General features: G+C 57.3%; 15 protein-coding genes and 1 tRNA gene. 11 read left to right on the top strand and 5 right to left on the bottom strand.

Annotated features, from left to right (window positions below; translation table 11 throughout):
• Positions 1-262 precede the first annotated feature (262 nt).
• From ACTJK5_RS13710 to ACTJK5_RS13695, 4 genes are all read left to right on the top strand, one after another.
• The gene (locus ACTJK5_RS13710) at positions 263-568 is read left to right on the top strand and encodes an ETC complex I subunit (protein WP_062424309.1); all 306 of its coding nucleotides are present in this window, start codon (positions 263-265) and stop codon (positions 566-568) included.
• 31 nt (positions 569-599) lie between these two features.
• Positions 600-676: transfer RNA gene (locus tag ACTJK5_RS13705), tRNA-Arg, on the top strand.
• A 1,144-nt stretch (positions 677-1,820) separates the two neighbouring features.
• Positions 1,821-2,090 carry a hypothetical protein gene (locus ACTJK5_RS13700; protein WP_440612697.1) on the top strand — a complete coding sequence of 90 codons (270 nt, stop codon included), beginning with the start codon at positions 1,821-1,823 and terminating at the stop codon, positions 2,088-2,090.
• 330 nt (positions 2,091-2,420) lie between these two features.
• Positions 2,421-2,612: a CsbD family protein gene (locus ACTJK5_RS13695; protein ID WP_113267364.1), complete on the top strand. Its 192-nt coding sequence runs from the start codon at positions 2,421-2,423 to the stop codon at positions 2,610-2,612.
• 307 nt (positions 2,613-2,919) lie between these two features.
• Here ACTJK5_RS13695 and ACTJK5_RS13690 read toward each other — a convergent pair whose 3' ends face one another.
• Together ACTJK5_RS13690 and ACTJK5_RS13685 are read right to left on the bottom strand one after the other, a co-directional pair.
• Entirely contained in the window at positions 2,920-3,819 is a 900-nt protein-coding gene (locus ACTJK5_RS13690) for a hypothetical protein (RefSeq protein ID WP_153310499.1), read from the bottom strand.
• A gap of 957 nt (positions 3,820-4,776) precedes the next feature.
• Entirely contained in the window at positions 4,777-5,940 is a 1,164-nt protein-coding gene (locus ACTJK5_RS13685; protein WP_440612696.1) for a M20 aminoacylase family protein, read from the bottom strand.
• Positions 5,941-6,180: 240 nt separating this feature from the next.
• Here ACTJK5_RS13685 and ACTJK5_RS13680 point away from each other — a divergent pair, with 240 nt between their 5' ends.
• From ACTJK5_RS13680 to ACTJK5_RS13670, 3 genes are all read left to right on the top strand, one after another.
• On the top strand, positions 6,181-7,221 hold the full coding sequence (locus tag ACTJK5_RS13680) for a D-alanyl-D-alanine carboxypeptidase family protein (protein WP_425532530.1): 1,041 nt from the start codon (positions 6,181-6,183) through the stop codon (positions 7,219-7,221).
• A gap of 112 nt (positions 7,222-7,333) precedes the next feature.
• Positions 7,334-8,485, top strand: a complete 1,152-nt coding sequence (locus tag ACTJK5_RS13675) for a CobW family GTP-binding protein (RefSeq protein WP_440612695.1) — start codon at positions 7,334-7,336, stop codon at positions 8,483-8,485.
• A gap of 160 nt (positions 8,486-8,645) precedes the next feature.
• Entirely contained in the window at positions 8,646-9,938 is a 1,293-nt protein-coding gene (locus tag ACTJK5_RS13670; RefSeq protein ID WP_111846679.1) for a sensor domain-containing diguanylate cyclase, read from the top strand.
• A 118-nt stretch (positions 9,939-10,056) separates the two neighbouring features.
• Here the strand turns inward: ACTJK5_RS13670 and ACTJK5_RS13665 are convergent, their stop codons facing one another.
• The 3 genes from ACTJK5_RS13665 to ACTJK5_RS13655 all read right to left on the bottom strand — a co-directional run bounded on the left by ACTJK5_RS13665 (position 10,057) and on the right by ACTJK5_RS13655 (position 15,071).
• Positions 10,057-12,066: a hypothetical protein gene (locus ACTJK5_RS13665; protein ID WP_440612694.1), complete on the bottom strand. Its 2,010-nt coding sequence runs from the start codon at positions 12,064-12,066 to the stop codon at positions 10,057-10,059.
• Positions 12,067-12,198: 132 nt separating this feature from the next.
• Positions 12,199-14,328: a sensor histidine kinase gene (locus ACTJK5_RS13660; RefSeq protein ID WP_440612693.1), complete on the bottom strand. Its 2,130-nt coding sequence runs from the start codon at positions 14,326-14,328 to the stop codon at positions 12,199-12,201.
• Positions 14,325-15,071: a response regulator transcription factor gene (locus ACTJK5_RS13655; RefSeq protein ID WP_440612692.1), complete on the bottom strand. Its 747-nt coding sequence runs from the start codon at positions 15,069-15,071 to the stop codon at positions 14,325-14,327. The genes ACTJK5_RS13660 and ACTJK5_RS13655 overlap by 4 nt, the downstream gene beginning before the upstream one ends.
• A 215-nt stretch (positions 15,072-15,286) precedes the next feature.
• On the opposite strand from ACTJK5_RS13655, the gene ACTJK5_RS13650 reads away from it, so the two are divergent.
• From ACTJK5_RS13650 to ACTJK5_RS13635, 4 genes are all read left to right on the top strand, one after another.
• Complete coding sequence (locus ACTJK5_RS13650; RefSeq protein ID WP_440612691.1) at positions 15,287-16,315, top strand: ABC transporter substrate-binding protein; 1,029 nt, start codon at positions 15,287-15,289, stop codon at positions 16,313-16,315.
• A gap of 98 nt (positions 16,316-16,413) precedes the next feature.
• Positions 16,414-17,439 carry an ABC transporter substrate-binding protein gene (locus ACTJK5_RS13645; RefSeq protein ID WP_111846798.1) on the top strand — a complete coding sequence of 342 codons (1,026 nt, stop codon included), beginning with the start codon at positions 16,414-16,416 and terminating at the stop codon, positions 17,437-17,439.
• Between the two features lie 94 nt (positions 17,440-17,533).
• Entirely contained in the window at positions 17,534-19,765 is a 2,232-nt protein-coding gene (locus ACTJK5_RS13640; RefSeq protein WP_440612690.1) for an ABC transporter permease, read from the top strand.
• Entirely contained in the window at positions 19,762-20,823 is a 1,062-nt protein-coding gene (locus ACTJK5_RS13635) for an ABC transporter ATP-binding protein (protein WP_440612689.1), read from the top strand. The genes ACTJK5_RS13640 and ACTJK5_RS13635 overlap by 4 nt, the downstream gene beginning before the upstream one ends.
• The last annotated feature ends 29 nt before the right edge of the window (positions 20,824-20,852 follow it).

The raw sequence follows: 20,852 nt of genomic DNA, 5'->3' as shown, positions 1-20,852 counted from the left end.
GAAGGCTCTCATGTTTCGGAGAACGCCGGCTTCCTTACGCAGCTATAACGGTCGCTCTATCGTCTTTGAATTGAGGCACCGTGCTTTCGGAAAATCGGTTAGGATTTTCGGGCCGATGCTGTAGCATCTACAAAGCAAGCGGCTTGACTTCGCGCATGAGTCAGTCCAAGTGAAATTCTGATGCAGACCGTAATAAAATGGTTACGGGAAGCCGCGTAAAAAGAGCGTCATCGCGCTTGATCGCAAGACTGGAGCAGTTGAAATGTCTGCAAAAATTTATCGTCCGGCAAAGACCGCCATGCAGTCCGGCAAGGCCAAGACGAATATCTGGGTGCTGGAATTCGACGCCGAAGTTCCGCGCAAGATCGATCCGATCATGGGCTACACGTCCTCGTCGGACATGAAGCAGCAGGTCAAGCTCAATTTCGACACACAGGAACAGGCTGAAGCCTATGCACAACGCAAGGGCATCGAGTATCGCGTGATCCAGCCAAAGGAAGCAGAGCGCCAGACGGTTTCCTACACGGACAACTTCCGCTATACGCGCACGCAGCCTTGGACACACTAACCGTTTTCGGCGCCTCCACGGCGCCGCGAGTGGCCCCTTAGCTCAACTGGATAGAGCAACTGCCTTCTAAGCAGTAGGTCGCAGGTTCGAGTCCTGCAGGGGTCGCCATTTTCCAAATTGTCCGAACCGAAGACGTAGGTAACAGTTTTGATTTCGCTCAAAAGGTTTGTCCCTGCGCTTTCTGATGTGGGCATATCGGGTTATTTGATTTTGGGCATTTTAATCCCTATCTGTTTTCCTCGAGCAGCATTTTAGCCTGATGCAACATACCCACCCGATATAAGTGTTTGAATCAGAAGGGTTTATGTGCACCCGCCGTCGATTGCTGCTACATAATAGTGCGATGTAGTGGTCTGCCGACTAAGCCGTTTGAGTTTCCTATCGGAGAATGGTGACCAAGGGCTTGCGATTTTGTGGCAAGACGACTTTCCTCAGTGGAAATTCACGCTCGTTTAAGCCCGCTCAGGTGAGCAGCCAATGGCGCGATCATCGCGCCATTTCCTAAGTTTTGACGCGCGTTGTGGGTCGCGTCGAAGATGAGTTCGACACCGTAGGAAGTTTCGAAGAATGCGGCGTAGGGGATGGCCACCTTTGAAGGAGGCAGTGTTTCCAGCTAGGAGACAAGCTCGGGTCTTGGCCTAGGCTTCTGTGCCTCGGAAAGGATGTTGGTATCGAGGATGATGTAGTCGGATCCCATTGCTGTCACTCCTGTGAACCGTCCGACCTGATTGATCGGAACCGATTGTAACGTTACGTTGGAGTGGCTGGTAAATCCCTTCCCGATTCCCGGCGCAATTAAGGAGCTAGGATCTATGGAAGATGTTCACGCATGGACGTCCGCGCGGGCGAAAGCCAACTTCGACCAGCTTCTCGAAGCCGCGAAAACTCAAGGGCCTCAATCCATTAGGGACGAGAGTGGAAGTTTCACTCTCCGCTATTCAGGCACAAAGTCCCACGAACGCGTCACGGATTTCCTAATCAAGGGTCTTCCGGAAGACTGACTTCGGTAAGGACTCGTTAAATATGGCCTGGGACTTTAATCCTAGGCGCCAAAATTAGCACACCAACGCTTCCATACCTGGCCTCGCGAGGTCTCAGTTGTCAGGGGAGAAACATCTGCGATCCAGACCCATCCTCGGGCTATCCCTCTTCATGGAAAAGAACCTGCCGTTGTCTGGATGATTCGATCGTCCCTGCCGCCCAATCTCGAGTTGGCGTCGCAGCTCGAACATAACGAAGGAAACCTATCTCCGTGAAATCCCCGACGGCATTCGAGGAGGCGCTGGCGCAGCTCAACGATGGGCATCAGGAAGGAGACTTCAACGGTCGCCGCTGGGGCGCGACCGTCCACAGATCGAAAGATGGACGACGAGTATGGCTGTTCGCCGAAGAACTTGGTGGACGTGAGATCGTGTCATTCAATCTATATCGTACCAATGATTCCGGCTCTGTTCTTAAGCCGTGCGAGATGTCTTCGGAAAAAGTCGTGGAGTTCGTTGTCCATTTTCGGCCCGACGCATAGAACGTGAACGAAAGCCGTTCGATCGACGCTTCGTCGCGAAGAAGTGAGGCCTTGGTGGGATAGGATAGGTATTCTGAAGCAGTCTCGTTTGCGTTTGATCACACGGCGGTCGCGCGCTTACGGAAGACTTTACCGAATGCTCGATGGAGCAATGCCTTGTTGGCATCGACGGTGAGCGTTCCCTGTGAGGTCGTTGCGCTCGACTGACACGGGATTGCATAGGAGACCATCCGCCAAAGCGAGGCCACGACCAAATCACTGAGGAACAATGACGCGCCTTAACCCGTTGTTTTAGCGATCGAGCAATCAAGCTCAAGAAGGAGAATGATGATGGGTAGCACCATGGACAAGGTAAAAGGCAAGGCCAACGAAGTTGCTGGTGAGGCGCGCCAGTCCCTAGGCGATGCCACTGACAACCGCGAAATGGAAGCCAAAGGCGCGGCCCAGGAAGCTAAGGGCCATGCACAGCAGGCTAAAGGCGACGCGAAGGAAAAAGTGAAAGACGCCGTCGACCGCGCGTAATTGATCACAATCCGCCAAAAGCCCCGAATTGAGTTCGGGGCTTTTTTTGATCCACGCAGATTAAGATCGAAGTCAGGCATCGCTTTTCCGTGGTATTGGGAAGCTTGACTGAAGGTGACTTCTCTGTTTGGAACCAATCCTCCGTCGTACGCCATCCAGCGCTGTCGACCGCCTTCCCGCCTCCATCCTTCCTCTCAGTGGCGTGTGCCATGTTTAGTTAACTTTAAGATGCGGGGAGCGTGACGGCCGCGGAATGCTGGGTGAGAAGGGGCGCCGGCAGGCACCCCAAAGCAAGTGCGTAGCCATCTTAGCGCCGCAAGAGCAAGTCTTCCTCCTCGTCGCGTTGCCGACCGCCCAAGGCTGCGGCTACAGATGCGATAAATGCTCCGACTAGAAGAGAAACCGCACCCACAAGAGCAGTCGTCGCCGCCGCCTTACGCGCGGTATCGGCAGCTTCCTGAGCCTTCACCTTCGCGGCTTCAATCTGCCCAAGCACTATGTCAACACGAGCGCGCGCGTCCTGCTCGTTCAAACCTGTTCGGGCGGCTACGATACTTGCGACATAGGTGCGGTCGGGTTCGGCCACTTCGCCTGCGGCCGCACCTTGCAGCAGAATACGTGACACCTCGGACGCCGCTGCGGCGTTATCGGTGCGTGCTTCCGCCGTTACTCGTTCAGGCCGCAGGAGCATGTCGGTGAAATACGACGTCGACAGGTCAGATTCACCAGATGAACCGGCGGACGACGCAGCTCCGGCGATTGTCGCCGTCGAAGCGGCAGATCCAACAGCGGATGCTCCGGCTCCAGCAAGGGACGTTAGCGACGAGGCAAGGAAACCCATGACCAATATGGTGGCGAGAGCCCAGCTTAGAAAGCCGTGTGCGGTGTCCCTGAAAAACACTTCGTCAGTGTGAACCGCGGCCCACTTTGTCCGCAGTCGCCCAGTGAGGTATCCGCCGAGTGCCGATGACAACCATTGAACAACGATTAGCCAGATCGCAGCAGTAACGCCGACTGTGGCAGCCGAGCTACTCTCGCCAGACCATGGAGAAACCATGGTGAGACCGAACCCGGAGCCTAGGAGCAGCAGAATGAGAGTGATGCCGGTTGCCGCCACCGCGCCACCGATGATCGGACCCCAGGCCATTGCAGTTTGTGAGGATTCAACGGGTGTCACGCCCGTGTTGCTGGTTAAGGACATCACCATTCCTATCGTAAAAAGATAGCGAGGAGGATGATGATTGGAAGCGGAACACCCAGCATCCAGAGTAATATGCCACGGCCCATCGGAAGTCTCCTTTTGAGATTATTGAGTAGAGACCTTCAAACTATCGCTATGTTCATTAGTTCCTCCGAAAATTCCAAGAAGCCTTTGGTCCTACTGCGGTTTTATACCGGCAATTCGTCGCGAGGCGGGCGAGAGGTGCGGACCTGGGCATTTGGGTCAGAGCAAAAGCCCTACCGCCCGGATTTCAGGCTTTTCATCCCGTGGCATAACGACCAGCATGTTGCCGGACAGTGGCCTTTGAATGTGACGCGCCTTTTTCCAGGGAGCCGCCATCCAGCAGGACGGCGTGAATCGGTTACCTATGCCTTCCGAATGAACAATTGTGCGATTGGTGTCCACGAGAGGATTCGAACCTCCGACCCCAGGATTCATACCACTTCGGCTTTCGCCGCCGCTTCCGCGTTCGTGGTCTGGACTGTCCCTTCACCATGAGCCGAAGCTGTTAGGTGCCGCCCGTCCAGTCTCTACACACTTCCCCAGATTTCTCCGGAGCTTGGCTCGGGATTGGCATGCTGGAAGTTCCAGCGAAGCGTCCCCCGACTTTGAGCGGTTCGATTGTATAAGTTTCCAAATACAACCCCCAATTGAGGAATCCTGTGCTCTATCCGACTGAGCTACGTGGACAAAACTCTCTTCAACGACCCCGGTGATACCGGAACCATCCGAAATTAGCAATTCGCATTGACCGGTAAACTTACCGATCAACTATCTCTCTGTGTCCCATAAGTTTTGTGGCAATCGGTAAGATATTCGCCCCTAAAGTTGCTCTATCCTGCTGAGCTACGTGGACACACAGTGGCGCTTTTAAACCACTGGTCTTTCGGGATCAACCGCGTTCTGAGGCACATTTGTGATGTGCCCAGAAATTTTGAGACATCACCCCTGCAGCCGCTGTTCCGCAAGCTTCACCCAGTAGGAAATGCCATAGGCAAGCGCCTCGTCGTTGAAGTCGTAGCTTGGGTTATGCAGTCCTGCGGTGTCGCCATTGCCGATGAAGATGAAGGCGCCGGGGCGCTCCTTCAGCATGTAGGAGAAATCCTCGCCCGCCATGGAAGGATCGACATCGGCATCGACATTATTGGCGCCGACCACGTCGCGGGCAACTTCCGCTGCATAGTCGGTCTCTGCCGGATGGTTGACGGTTACAGGACAGTAGCGGTGATACTCCGCTTCCGCTTCAGCGCCGTTGGCAAGAGCGATGCCTTCGGCAATCTGGCGGATCCGCGCTTCCGCCATATCGCGCACGTCTTCGTCGAGTGTCCGCACCGTGCCGGCGATCAGCGCCTCGTTGGGAATGATGTTGTGGCTGGTGCCGGCCTGGAAGCGGGTGACCGAAACGACGATCGAGCGCAGGGGATCGGCATTGCGGGAGGCGATCAATTGTAGATTGGTGACGATCTGCGCGCCGATGGCGATGGGATCTGCGGTGCGGTGAGGCTGAGCGGCATGGCCGCCACGGCCTTTCACGGTGATGGTGAACTTGTCAGGTGCGGCCATGATGCCGCCTTTGCGAATGGCGAACTGGCCAAGCGGAATGCCCGGCATGTTGTGCATGCCATAGACCTCGTCCACCCCGAAACGATCCATCAACCGGTCTTCCACCATGGCGCGCGCGCCGGCACCACCTTCTTCGGCAGGCTGGAAGATGACCACAACCGAGCCGTCGAAGTTGCGTGTCTCGCAAAGATATTTGGCGGCACCCAGCAGCATGGCCATATGTCCATCATGGCCGCAGGCGTGCATGTTGCCGGGCGTGAGAGAGGCCCAGGGCTTTCCGGTTTCCTCAAGGATCGGCAGGGCATCCATATCGGAGCGGAGGCCGATCGTTCGGCCGTTCCTGCTGCGGCCGTGGATGACGCCAACAACGCCGGTGCGGCCGATGCCATTGACGATTTCGTCGACCCCGAACGCGGTCAGCTTCTCGGTGACGAAGCGCGCGGTCTCCTCCACATCATAGAGAATTTCCGGGTTCTGATGAAGATGGCGGCGCCATTGCGTCGCTTCTTCCTGCAACTCGGCGGCTCTATTCAAGATGGGCATTCTCTTGGGTCCTGACTTTAGAAAAACAGCATGCGTGAATCGTGCTTCGGCTTGCCCTGATATTGCGCCGCATAATTGACGCAATCAATCTAGTTTGCCATTGCTAGGCCATATATGGTGACTATTGCCAATCCCGCAAAGAAGACGGGAATTTGAGGACAGGCCTTGCAAGACGATCGCAGAACACGCCGCGCCGCCGGACGACTTTCGAAAACTGTTGCCGCTGTGGCCGCCAGCATAATGGCGCTGACATCGGTTGCTGCGGCCAATCCCAAGATGGTGGTCGATGTCAAGACAGGCAGGGTGATCGCGCATCAGGAGGCCTTCCGCAAATGGTATCCGGCATCGCTGACAAAATTGATGACGGCCTATATTGCCTTCAGCGCCATGAAGTCTGGAAAGCTCAGTCCCGATACGCCTGTCGTCTTCAGCAAACACGCCTCCGATCAGCCAGCCAGCAAGATGTATTTCAAGCCGGGCTCGAAGCTGACGCTCGATAGCGCGCTGAAGCTGCTGTTGATCAAGTCGGCCAACGATGTGGCTGTGGCAATTGCCGAAACCATCGGCGGCACCGAAGGCAATTTTGTCGCGCAAATGAACGCTCAAGCCGCGCGTCTGGGTATGTCGTCGACGCATTTCATCAATCCGAACGGCCTTCCCGGCGCTGGGCAATACACGACCGCGCGCGATCTGGCGCTGCTCGCGCTCATCATCAAGCGTGAGTTCCCGGACTATGCGAGCTACTTCTCTCTCGAGGGTGTGACCACGGGCAAGAAGAACTACGCCAATTACAACATGCTGGTCGGCCGCTTCGAGGGTGCCGATGGCATGAAGACCGGTTTCATCTGTGCCTCCGGTTTTAACCAGGTGTCCTCTGCAAAACGGGACGGACGGCAGGTTATTTCCGTGGTTCTCGGCTCCGACAGTCTTGCCGGGCGCACAGATGAATCCGCCGAATTGTTGCAGCTCGGGCTGACGTCGCCAGCCGGCCAGGGGGTATCGCTTGCCTCTCTGGCACCCTATGGCGATACGCTTGCGGTGAATGACATCAGCAAGGAAATCTGCAACCCGAAGGCCGCTAAGGTGCGCAGCGAAAGCCGTGACGAGGCGGGCCGCATGATCATCAAGTCGCCCTATGTTCGCGAGATGACGCGTCCGCCGGTCTACTCCTTCGCAGGGCTGATCCCCGGCACGGAACCCGTGGCGGTGGCGGAGACCAAGGGCAAGGGCGGAAGCGAAATGGCCAATGTGCCGATCCCCATCCCGCGTCCGGCTTTCTGACGCTTTGCATCTCTGGAGAGGTGGCAAATCCGTGGAGCCACCTCGCGGCTTTCCCAACCCGCGTTTGATGCTATAAGCGTCAAATTGTAACATTATAACGAAAAGGTGCCTTATGGCATTTGAACGGATTCCCGTGTCCATTCTCACCGGCTTTCTCGGTGCCGGCAAATCGACCCTGCTCAATCGGCTGTTGAAAGACCCGGACATGGCCGATGCGGCGATCATCATCAACGAGTTCGGTGATGTCAGTATCGATCACCTGCTCGTGGAGCGTTCGGGTGATGGCATCATCGAGCTTGCCGAAGGCTGCCTATGCTGCACGGTGCGCGGCGAATTGGTGGATACGCTGGCCGAGCTGATGGATGGCATCCAGACCGGACGTTTGAAGCCGGTAAAGCGCGTGGTGATCGAGACCACCGGGCTTGCCGATCCTGCACCGGTTATGCAGTCGATCATGGGCAATCCTGTCATTGCGCAGAACTTCATGTTGAACGGCGTGATCACGGTTGTCGACGCGGTCAACGGCGCCTCGACGCTTGATCATCATGAGGAAGCCTTAAAGCAGGTGGCCGTTGCCGACCGGCTGCTGCTGACGAAGCGGAAGCTTGCCTCTGCGGACGCCGTCGCCGCACTTGCTTCCCGCCTCGGTCATCTCAATCCCCGTGCTGCGGTTGAGGATGGCGATCAGGAGACCTGGAGCGCCGCCGTTCTTCTGGACAACGGTCTTTATGATTTTGCCAGCAAAAGCGCGGACGTCAGCCGTTGGCTGGGTGAAGAAGCCGCGCATGACAAAGATCATCACAATGGCGATCATCATCACCACGACCACGACCACCATGATCATCATCACGACCACCATCATCACCATCACGATGTGAACCGGCACAACGCATCGATCCGGTCTTTCTCCATCATGCATGATCGCCCCATCGATCCGATGGCGATTGAGATGTTTGTGGATTTGCTGCGCTCGGCTCATGGGGAAAAGCTTTTGCGCATGAAGGCGATCGTTGCGCTCTCAGACAATTTAGATCGACCGCTCGTTCTGCATGGCGTGCAGTCCATCTTCCATCCGCCACAGCGCTTGCAAGCGTGGCCCGACCCTCAAGATCGCCGCACCCGCATGGTTCTCATCACCAAGGATTTGAGCGAGGATTTCGTCAAGGATTTGTTCGCGGCCTTTACCGGGACAGCGACGATCGACAGGCCGGATCGGCAGGCGATGACGGACAATCCTCTCGCTGTGCCGGGTCTGACGTTCTAGCGCAACAAGCGGCATTCCAACGAAGATGCCGCGCGCTGCGCGTCGTTAAGTCGTTCGTCCCAGGAATGCGATGAGACTAGACCATGATTTCTTGTGCTTGAATCAATTACATTCGTGCCTACTAATTAATAGGCAGTGTACTTGGTTTTAGGAGAAGATTTTGCATAGAGGAGCGCAGTGGCTGAGAGAAAATGCGCAAGCCCGCTTAGCGCTTTTTGACTTTGCTTTCGAACATGCCCCTGTCGGCATCGTGTTCCACGATGTCGCCGGTCGCATTCGCCGGGCGAACCAGGCCTTCTCCAGACTTGTCGGAATTCCCCTCGATACGCTTCAGGGCATGTCATTCAAGAAGTTTGCCCATCCTGACGATCTCGACAGAGACGAGACGCTCTTCAATGCCGTTATTGAGGGTACACGCGATGGCTACTCCATCGAGAAGCGGTATATCAATCACCAGGGCGCTATCGTTCATGTGGTGATCCATCTGACAGCAATGCGGGATGCGGTGGGAAATATCGTGCAGTTGCTGTCACAAGTGCAGGATATCTCCGCGCAGAAGGAGAGCGAGCGCCAACTCGCGGAGAAGGCGGCGCAACTCGAGCTCGCCATGGAAGCCGTGCGTGGAGGGTTCTGGCACATGGATGTGGCGGCCGGCCGCTTCGAGACCTCCGAACGGCTGGCGCAATTTATTGGTGGACCGGGCGCTGGGCGGCTCGATCTCGAACTCTATCTGGCGCGGGTCAATCCCAGCGACATGGCCTCGGCTGATCTCACGCCTCTGCTTTTGGGCGAAGTCGATCACTCCTGTGCCGAGTATCGGCTGAACACCGTGTTCGGCGAGAGATGGATGCGCTGCGACCGTCGTCTCCTTCGCAACCCGGATGGAACTCCGCGCCGGATCGTCGGGGTCGCTATCGATTTCACGGACGAGCATATGCGTCTCAAGGAATTCGAGCGTCGCTCGGAAACCGACGCTCTGACCGGCCTTCTCAACCGGCGTGGTCTTGCCATGCGCTATCCGCTGCTGCCATCATCTTCCGGATGGACGGTGTTGCTGATGGACCTCGATGGCTTCAAGACCGTGAATGATGTTCATGGTCACTCCGCTGGCGACAAGGTGCTGCTGGAGACAGCCAGACGTCTGGAGCAGGACGTCCGCGCCGAAGACCTGGTCTGTCGAACGGGCGGCGACGAGTTCGTGATCGTCGTTGCGGGCGATCTCACTGTTGCAGATCAGGTCGCAGCCCGCATCGTTGAAGGCATGCGCGCACCTATCGCTGTTGGCGCAACAACTGTCGAGGTTCGTGCCACGATCGGGGGGGTCTGGATACCTGCCAAGACATCGCTCGACGAGCTTCTGGCCGATGCCGATGCCTTGCTTTACAAGGCGAAAGCTGCTGGCAAGGATCGGTGGCAGCTGCAAGCCAAAAATGTCCCAGCCGCCGCTCAGTGATATGCCTGGTTGACAACTGGCCATGGCTCGATTGACCAAGTTCTGCTTGTCTTGCGAAGCCCACTGGTAAGGCTTGTGCATCAAGCGCGCGCCGCTGCCGACGCGCGCTTGATGTTCGTTACTCAGCCGCAGCCTGAATATCGACCTTGTCGAGGAGAATGAGCGGATCCTGCGATGCGGCCGCGAGATCGAATATCCCAAGTCCGTTCGGGTTCTTCGCCTTGACGGTGACGGTGAGGGTGCCTGGCTTGAGGACGAAGGCGGCAAGTGCGTCGGTCGCGCCTCTCAACTGTGGCCGCTCGGCGGCGAGTTGCTGCATCAGGAAGCTTGCGCCCAGCGTCAACGTCGTGCGCGCTTGTGCTTCGCTGATGTTGTTCTGCAAAGCGTAGAGCTTGGTCAGGAGTGCTACCCCACCTTCATCCTTCCAGGTGAACTTGATCTCCCGACCCATCACGCTGAAAAGCGCTGCGTAAGCATTGGCGACGTCGAACGAGAAGAACTCTTTTGTGATCCCGCTCAAGAGGCCTGAGAGTTCGATTCGGCCAAAATCCTTGCCGCTGACAGAGATTTGGCGAATTGCCAGGCTACTGTTTTTTTCATCCCATGCGCTTGAGAGTGCGTAAGAGAGTGTCAATTCCTTCAAGCCGAGAGCGCGCGCCTCGGCAAATTCAGAGGAATCCTCCGGGATCGGGATAACGAGATCTTCCATCTTGTTTTCGAAATCGGTCGGAATGCCGTTAACAGGATTCTTCAGCACCGTTTCAAAGTTCTTGAGCGCGAACTTGATGCGCTCGGGTTTGCCGGTGGCGGGTTCGTCGGTTTTTTCCGGCGCCGAGGTGTCGAAGTCTAGGCCGCTGATGCGGAAGCGTTCGAAGCTCGGCAGGAACTGTCTGTAGGGGAAAGTCGCCAGTTCGTCTACTTCCAGAGCGGCGGCCTGGGTGAGACCCTTGGCGGGCAAGGTCCAATCAAATCCCACGATGCTTGCTTCCGCCATCGACACCCTGTCTTGACCCTTGAGGATGGATAGGCCGTGAAAGCCAAAATCGGTCTTGTAGCCTTCAATCCGCATGTCAGTCCGGTCGATGGTGATCGTCGTCCGCCCTTCCGTCGAATCTTGACCCTTGTCCAGGTCTTCCATCTTGAGGCCGAGGAACTGGATATCGCTCTCGCCGATGATGTCGAAAATCGAAAGCACCCTCTTGAAGTATGCCTGACGTTGTTCGGTTGTCAGGTCGTCTATATCTGCGACCTCAGTGATGGACGCCAGCGTCTGGGCCAGCGGTTCAGCGGGCATTCGTGCGCTCAAGCCACTGCTGCGCAATTCGTCGTAGGTCACTTGCCCGTCGTGGTCGGTGGTGGAAACCTTACTGATAGAAAGAGGACCAAAGACCTGTTTTGGTTCCTTGTCGTCCGGCCCCGCGGTTTCGGTGTTAAGCCTTACAATATATGCAACATCGACATCCTTGCCTTTGATCTCGCCAGTCGACGTGAGCAGACGCTTGGTTCGAGCAGCCCCAGTGTGGTCTTTTACTTCTCTGGTGGCGTCGGCGTTCACCTTGTCGATCGAGTAATCAGCGATCTTGCCATGCGCAACGTTTGAAAGAATCGCATTCGTATAAACGACTTTCTGCTGTCTTGTGCGCATCGCATACGACACCGTCATTTCCGGAATGGAAATTCGCTTCGCCGAAAGGCGTTCGATGCGTTTGGCAAGCGGATCGTCCGCGCCTGTTCCGGTTGCTTCCAATGAAGCGGGTCGTTCGATTTCGGCGTTCTCAATCCGGGCATTGGGAATAACGAACTTGGTTCTCGCATCCTCCATGGAGATGTTGCTGAGTTCCAATACCCCGTCGGCAAAAGGGAGTTTCGGGCGTCCGTCAACCGAGGCAACGCTGATTTTCTCACCTGTCTCCAGAGGCAACGTCAGGTCTTTGATGTGAACCTGTCCCAGAAAGTCGACATCGACCGAAGCCACGGTCGCGCCTCTTTCGGCAATGAGTTTTTCGACCTGTTTCTGGTAGTACACTTTCGCGCCGACCGCGCCTGCGCCGATGATGACGATTATCGCCGTTGCGGCCAAAAGGGCTTTTTTCGCTCCGCTGCCGGTCTTGGTGTTTGCTTCTTCCACGATGCCTGTCCTCTCCGGCGCAAATTAAGATCCAGGACTTCTTAAGGCACGGCAAAGTAGCGAGGCAAGGGGCGGATCCCCGACCGGCACAAGATATTGCAGGGTTCTTCGCGTCCTTGGCGAAGCCGCAAATCAAAACGTCGAATTACCGCCTTGCTCATCGCGAAGGGTTGGAAATGTCAGCGCCACGCGAACACCTTGCTCAGGCCTTGACGTGATCTTTGCACCGCCGCCGCTCTGGCGCATGAAGCCATAAACCATGGCAAGGCCAAGGCCCGTGCCGCCCTGCTGGGCGCGCGTGGTGAAGTAAGGTTCGAAAGCGCGGTCTATCGCGTCCTGATCCATGCCGCGACCGTTGTCCTCAACCGACACTTCCACCTCTTGCTCCAGTAGCCGTGCCGAAATGAGGATCGAGCCGCCAGTCGGTAAAGCGGCTGCGGCGTTGAGGCAGAGGTTGAGAATGGATTGTTCGAACAGGGCGGCATCCAGTGCGAGCCTGGGCAAACCGTCTTCAATTTCAAGCGTGATCTCGTTGTTAGGCCCAACCGCAATCTCAAGCACATCCATCATTGCGCGCAAAAGCGCGCCGATGTCGACGGAGGCTGGACGAATGGGTTGCTGACTGCCGATTGAGAGCATGCTGCTGGCAAGTTCGCGCCCGCGATTGGCTGCCTTGCGAATCCGATTGATGTTGCGCTGCTGGCGCTCGCTAAAGCCCGTCTCGCGCTCCAGAAGTCCAAGACTTCCCGTGATGATGCCGATCATGTTGCCGACCTCGTGGCTCAGTTGATGGGTCATGCGCATGATACCATCGAGCCGCTGAGCTTTCGCCGCTTCTGCCTCCTGTCGATCAAACGCTGTGACATCGCGCGCCAGGATGACAATGCCGCCATCTGGCTGGCGTGAAATGGCAATTTCCGTGACCTGCTGATCATCGGTGCGATGGCGCAGGGTGATCCGATTTGCAAGCGTTCCAAGAGCTCCGTCACGAGGTAGTAACTCGGGGTCTATCTCGGGGATCGTGTCGATGAACTTGCGAAGGGGCAGCTTTCTTGACGATCCACCCCGTCTGCCGACAAGCTCGATGACCCGCCTGTTCATGGTGATGGGATGGCCCGTCGCGTCGAAGAGTGCGATTCCCTCGTTCATGGTACGGAATGTCGAGCGGATCGTTCTCGCAGCCGCTTCGGCCGTGCGGCGCAGACGCGAGACTCGATCGACGCTGTCCTTGAAAGCGTGGAATGCATCCGACAGACGCACAAGCTCGGTTTCCGAGCCTCTATAGGCGGGAAGGGTGACATCCTGCTCACCCTTGGCAAGCGAGTTCATGCCGGTGGACAGTGCCGTAATGCCTCTCGATACCCGCATGACGGAACGGATCGACAGGGTGGAGAGAATGACGACGATGAAAAAAGCAATCGCCACCATGACGATCAGTCGCGTCAGCGCGGCCGATGCCGAATCAAGTCCTTTGGTCAGCCTCTCGGCGACCGCTCCGCTTTGCGTTTCAGTCGTGCGAGACAGGGTGCGGGACACAGTGTGGAGTTTCGACACCGACGACTGGATGGCGAACATTTCCAGAAGATACTGCGTCTGCGCGTCGAACACGCTCTTGTAAAGCGCAAGCCCTTCTTTGCCGACCTGCGGAGCCGCTGCCGGGTCATTCAAGAAATAGCCGGTCTCTGCGGTGAAGCGGCGCTGTAGTTCGCCCAGTTGGAATAGGCTTGCAGAATTGGCGGCGGCCTGGACAAGGGCATTGAGACGCTGGCGAAGCGCATCTTGGTTTACCGTCTGCTGGGTCGCAATCTGGCCAAGCGCTGCAGCTGCCTCCGCCTTGTGTTGCTGTGCCGCGTCTGCATCCGCTGCAAGCGATATGGTTTGCTGACGAATGGTCTGCAGAAGGCTGACGATATCGTCATTGGGAAGAGCGTTCTGGTTGTCTGCGTGCTTGTACTGCGCGATCGTCTGTAGAAGCCCATCGACCTGCGCCACGACCGCTCGGCTCTCGCTGGAGACGCGGTATGGGGACGTGGCGTTCATCAGCAGAGGCGCGCTGGAAACCAGATCGGCAACCTGGCGGGAAACCAGCGAGGCGCGAGCAAGGCTGGAAAAGGCCTGCAGGCTATAGGCCGCCATCTCCGTCTTGGCCTTATGCAAACCGTAGATCGCGACCGACGAGAGAATGAAGACCGATGAACAGATGAACACGATGGCGAAGGGCAGCCGAAACGCGATGGACTGGAGGAAGCGCCGGTCGATCACAATGGCGGCTCTGCGGTTTCGGTGTGCAGGACATATCCCTTGCCCCTGCGTGTCTGGATGTGCTGCGGCAGGTCTGGATTGCGCTCGATCTTGCGGCGCAGGCGTAAGACCAGCACATCGACATTGCGATCAATGAAGCGATCACTCTCCGCACCGAGGCGATCGAGGATCTGGGACCGGCTGACAGGTTTGTTCGGTGTCTGCGCCAGTATTTCCAGGAGAGCGAACTCGGCGCTGGTCAGCGTCTTGCTGCGATCGGCAAGGCAGAGCGCGCGTCGCGCGGACAGATCGACCGCCCAGTCACCAAGCCGCAAAGAACTCGCTTCATGCTCGCGCTCCGGCTCCTTCTCTACCTTGAGCGATGGCGCGATACGGCGAAGGACCGCCTTGATGCGAGCCGTCAGTTCGATCGGCTCGAAGGGTTTTACGACATAGTCGTCGGCCGCTGTTTCCAGCCCGAGAACACGTTCGGTAGCACTGCCGGCGGCCGTGACCATCAGGATGCCGACATTGAGCCCAAGGTTCGTGCGGATGCGTTGAGCAAATGTCCGTCCGGAGATCCCGGGCAAATTGTGGTCGAGCAGAAGGATATGGAACTGCTCGCGCCCCAAAATTAAGGTTGCGTCTTCGGCAGAATGGACGACCGTCGGTGACCAGCCCTCGGCTTCGACAAGATCCGCAATCAATTCAGCCATATCCGGATCGTCCTCGACGATCAGAATCTTGATCCTCTGGTTTTGCAAAATTAAGTCCTCCCGGCGTCGATCATAGGCAAGAGCGCGGGATTATTCAAAAGGTCGATGATGACCGGCCCTGTCAGATTTGTAACATTCGTAACGGAATGTCATTGCATGATCCAATCGTTGAAAAATCGGTAACCATTCAGCGATTGCGCAAGCGGTCGGTTCTGGCATTCTCTGCGGCAAGAATGGAACGGGGAGGTTCCAGGGAGGATCGATTGAAATCACTGCTTGCGGCATTGAGCGCCGGGCTGATCCTGTGGGTTGGCGGCGCGGCCTTTGCACAGGACGGCGGGAAGCTAAGCGTGCTCTGCGCGGCGGACGAAGCCTGGTGTGGGGCAATGCAACGCGCCTACGAGCTGAAAAGTGGCGTCCAGACCGTGATGGTGCGCAAGAGCACGGGTGAAGTTCTCGATCAGATCAGACGAGAAAAGAATGCACCAACCGTTGATGTCTGGTGGGGCGGCACCGGCGACACGCATCTGCAGGCGGCGTCCGAAGATTTGCTTGAGGCCTACGCTTCCGTACATGAAGCCGAGGTTCTTCCCTGGGCTCAGAATTTCTTTGCCATGTCGGGTGGGCAGGCGGCGGGGATTTACGCCGGTGCGCTCGGCTTTGCCTACAATAGCGAGCTTCTGCAGAAGCAAGGCCTTCCGGCGCCAACGTGCTGGAAGGATCTGATCAGCGAGGCCTATCGCGGTAAAATCGTCACGCCCAATCCCAACTATTCGGGTACGGCCTTCACGATGCTCGCGACGCTCGTGCAACTCTTCGGTGAGGACGAGGCATTCAGCTACATGACGGCGCTTAATCGCAATGTCACCGATTATACCAGAGCAGGTTCCGCACCGGTAAAGGCTGCCGCTCGTGGAGAAGCCCTGATCGGGATATCCTTCATGCATGATGCGGTAACGCAGAAGGAGGCGGGCGCGCCGCTTGTCATCGTCGCCCCTTGCGAGGGCACAGGATACGAGATCGGCGCGGTCAGCATCATTCGTGGCGCGAAGAACAGGGACGAGGCAAGGCATTTCGTGGATTTTGCACTGAGCCCAGAAGGGCAGGCGACAGGTGCTGCTGCCGGGCAGAACCAGGTCCCTTCCAACGCTAAGGCCGTCCTGCCACCGGGAGCACCCGACCTCCCGCTTATCAAGATGGTAGATTATGATTTTGCGACATTTGGCAATCCAGAGGAACGAGGCAGACTTCTTCTAAGGTTCGATACGGAAGTCCATCCGCCCAGCCAATAAGCGAGCAACTTTAACCGGGAGAGACGGCAGCGAGAGCATGCCGAATGGCGAAGCCATGTCCTGAGATCAGCATTCAGACGCACATCATGGAGGAAAACATGCGACTGACCCTTATTTCCAGCCTGCTTCTGGCAGGAACAACTTTGATGAGCTTACCCGCACATGCGGCCGGTGACCTCAACCTCATCTGCGCTGCAGATGTGGTGATCTGCGAACAGATGAAGGGCGACTTCGAAAAGAGCCACGACATCAAGGTCAACATGGTGCGCATGTCGTCCGGCGAGGCATACGCCAAGATCCGCGCAGAAGCGCGCAACCCGAAGACCGATGTCTGGTGGGCTGGTACCGGCGATCCGCACCTGCAGGCAGCATCTGAAAACCTGACGCTCGAATACAAATCCAAGATGTTGGACCAGCTGCAGGATTGGGCAAAGAACCAGGCAGAGAGCGCCGGGTACAAAACGGTTGGCGTCTATGCCGGTGCTCTCGGCTGGGGCTACAATACCGACATCTTCAAAAGGAAGGGTTTCAAGGAGCCGAAGTGCTGGGCCGACCTGCTTGATCCAGAGTTGAAGGGCGAAATCCAGATCGCCAATCCGAACTCGTCGGGAACGGCTTACACGGCGCTCGCTTCGCTTGCTCAGATCATGGGAGAAGATCAGGCCTTCGATTATCTGAAGAAGCTGAACGCCAACATCTCCCAATATACCAAGTCAGGTTCGGCGCCCGTAAAGGCTGCTGCCCGCGGGGAGACGGCACTCGGGATCGTCTTCATGCACGATGCCGTCGCTCAGACGGCAGAAGGCTTCCCTGTGAAGTCGGTCGCCCCTTGCGAAGGCACGGGTTACGAGATCGGCTCCATGTCGATCGTCAAGGGCGCACGCAATATGGAAAACGCCAAGATCTGGTACGACTGGGCGCTGCAGGCCGATGTGCAGTCGCGGATGAAGGATGCCAAGTCGTTCCAGCTTCCATCCAACAAGAATGCTGAAATCCCGAAAGAAGCTCCACGCTTTGAAGATATCAAGCTGATCAACTACGACTTTAAGACCTATGGCGACCCCGCAAAGCGCAAGGCCTTGCTGGAACGTTGGGACAAGGACGTCGGCGCAGCCGCCAACTGATAGCTCCCTTCTGCCGCCTTCATTTTCAAGTCTTTGACTGGTTGAGGGATGAAGGCGGCCCCTTTCCGATACACTCAAATTTGTGAGGTTGACCATGACACATGGCAATCGCCGGCTGGACATTGTTCTGGCCGTGGGACTGGCGGCCCTTGTGCTTGTTCCCTGGTACCGCATTGAAGGCGGTTTCTACGGCCTCGGCTGGCTGGCGGAATTCCCGCTGTCCAAGGCGGTCGCTCCCGGCATTCTTCAGATGGTGTCGGAAGGTCGCGTCTGGTTGTTCGGCGTTCTTGGGTTTTTCCTCCTGGGGGTGACAGCACGGATCGTACCGGACACCGAAAAGCGCGGCGCCTTGCTGGTGATAGCGGGCAGCCTCGGTCTTGGGTTCCTCGTCCTTCAGGGATTGGCAATCGGATTTTCCGGCTGGACTTGGCAGGCGACCGAAGGTCTCTTTGGCGCCTTGGCGGATGGTCAGCCTTCCATGGGTGCAGGCGCGGTGACGATGGCCTTCGTCTTTGTCCTTTTCATCTCCTTCGGGCTTGCCGAGCGAGGCTTCATGAAGGGCGATGCCTTTATCGTCTCATGCATCTCGCTGCTGATTTTTCTTGTAAGCGTTTTCGTCTTTTATCCGATCGGCAGCATGATGGTCGGCGCGCTTCAGGACTTCGACGGTTCCTTCAATCCTGACGGCTTCATCCGCAACATACGCGATCCAGGCATCTGGAGCCTTGACTGTGTCATGAGCGGTGGTCGTTGCGGCGTGGCATGGAGAACCCTGTTTCTGGCGATCATGACGGCAGCAGGGTCCACCATTCTCGGTCTTGCCTTCGCACTGGTTGCGACAAGAACACGCTTTCCTTTCAAGAAGGGTTTGCGTCTGTTGACGGTGCTGCCGATTATCACGCCTCCATTCGTGATCGGCCTCGCACTCACGCTGCTTTTCGGGCGCGCGGGCGTCGTAACCGAATTCATGTCTGGCGTCTTTGGCGTCGAACCGGGTCGCTGGCTCTATGGTCTGCCGGGCATCTGGATCGCCCAGGTTCTCTCGTTCACGCCCATCTCCTTCCTTGTCCTCATCGGCGTTGTCGAAGGGGTGAGCCCTTCCATGGAAGAGGCATCTCAGACGCTTCGTGCCGACCGCTGGCGGACCTTCTGGCGCGTATCCCTGCCGCTGATGAAGCCTGGCCTCGCAAACGCGTTCCTGATCGGCTTCATCGAAAGTATGGCCGATTTCGGCAACCCGCTGGTGCTGGGTGGGAGCCATGGTGTTCTCTCAACCGAAATCTTCTTTGCAGTGGTTGGTTCTCAGAACGACCCTTCGCGAGCGGCCGTGCTTGCTATCGTCCTGCTTTGCTTCACGCTCTCTGCCTTTATTGCGCAGCGCTTCTGGCTGGCGGGAAAGAACTTTGCCACGGTGACGGGCAAAGGAGACAGCGGCGCGCATATCGCGCTGCCGAAGTCGATGTCCATTGCAGTCCACGCGCTGGTGGTTCCGTGGATGATCTTTACCGTCGTCGTCTATGGCATGATCCTTGTCGGTGGGTTTGTGAAGACCTGGGGCTTGGACAACACGCTGACGATCGATCACTACGTTCGCGCCTTCTCCGTCAGCATCAGCAACGGCTCCATCGCCTGGACCGGCGTTGCCTGGAACTCCTTCTGGACGACGATGGAAATCGCGCTCATTGCTGCACCACTGACGGCGGCCGTCGGCTTGCTCACTGCCTACATCATCGTCAGGCAGAAATTTGCCGGGCGTAATCTCTTCGAATTCGCGTTGATGATGAGCTTTGCCATTCCGGGCACGGTCATCGGCGTCAGCTACATCATGGCATTCAACCTGCCACCGCTTGAAATGACGGGCTCGGCCCTCATCCTGATCCTGTGCTTCGTGTTCCGCAACATGCCGGTTGGCGTACGCGGCGGCATCGCTGCCATGAGCCAGCTGGACAAGAGCCTGGATGAAGCTTCCATGACGCTGCGCGCAAACAGCTTCCGCACCATACGGCTGGTGGTGCTGCCGCTGCTTCGTCCCGCGATCCGCGCGGCACTCGTCTATTCCTTCGTGCGCGCCATCACGTCCATCAGTGCTGTGATCTTTCTCGTCAGCGCCCAGTACAACATGGCGACATCCTACATTGTCGGTCTCGTTGAAAATGGGGAATACGGGGTGGCGATCGCCTACTCGTCCATGCTGATCGTCGTCATGATCACCGTCATTGCCGGCTTCCAACTCGCGGTTGGAGAAAGACGCCTTCGCCGTGAAAACCGGGTTGCCGGCGTTTCCCTAGCTACATCCCCATCCAATCCTCAGGAGAAAGCCGCATGATTACCGTCAAACCCGGCTCAGTCGTTTTCCAGAATGTTCGCAAGACCTTCGGCGCGTTTACTGCCATACCGGATCTCTCCTTGACGATCGAACCGGGCACGCTCGTGACGCTCCTCGGTCCATCCGGTTGCGGAAAGACGACGACCCTTCGAATGCTTGCTGGCCTCGAGCATCCGAACTCCGGCCGTATCCTGATCGGCGACAAGGATGTCACCATGCTACCCGCCAATGAGCGCGACGTGTCGATGGTGTTCCAGTCCTATGCGCTGTTTCCGCATATGAGTGCGCTGGACAATGTGGCCTATGGCCTTCGATCCTCCGGGCTAAAGAAGAACGAGGCGCGTGACAAGGCGGAGGAAGGGCTGCGCCTCGTCGGTCTCGCCGGCATGGGCCATCGTCTACCTGCCGAACTTTCCGGCGGGCAGCAGCAGCGCGTGGCAGTTGCGCGAGCCCTTGTGCTGGAGCCGCAGGTGCTCCTGCTCGACGAGCCCTTGTCGAACCTCGACGCACGTCTACGTCGAAGGGTCCGCACGGACATTCGTGAACTGCAACAGCGCATCGGCTTTACGGCTGTCTACGTCACGCACGACCAGGATGAGGCGCTGGCGGTCTCCGACCGCATCATCGTCATGAAGGAGGGTGAGATTGCACAATCGGGAGCACCGCGCGAGCTCTACGAAGCCCCGGCATCGTCCTTCATTGCGGACTTCATGGGCGAAGCGAATGTCGTGCCTTGCGAGGTCATCTCACAGTCAGGCGAGGAAGCGATCGTCCGGATCGGCAAGACGGAACATCGCATTCCAAGCAGGCATCCGCGCGCTGGCGCAGCAAAACTTGCCGTTCGTCCAGGGTCGATCCGGATCGGCGCGCCGGGCGAGGCTGGAATGCCGGGACGCGTGCTGCACACCGCCTATCTCGGCGGGCACCTGGAATACGAAGTCGAGACAGAAGTCGGCACGCTGTTCATCGTTGATCACGACATGAACCAGACTGTGAATGCGACCAGCGATGTCACACTCAGTTTTAAAAATCGTGGCATAGCGCTCATCGACGCGTGAGATCAGCGAATTCAATCAAGGACATTGGA

Origin of the sequence: Agrobacterium sp. 22094 (genome assembly GCF_052046015.1) — a bacterium.
Lineage (GTDB): Bacteria > Pseudomonadota > Alphaproteobacteria > Rhizobiales > Rhizobiaceae > Agrobacterium > Agrobacterium cavarae.
The sequence above is the reverse complement of the archived record's forward strand: the minus strand, read 5'-3'. Positions and strand labels throughout refer to the sequence as shown.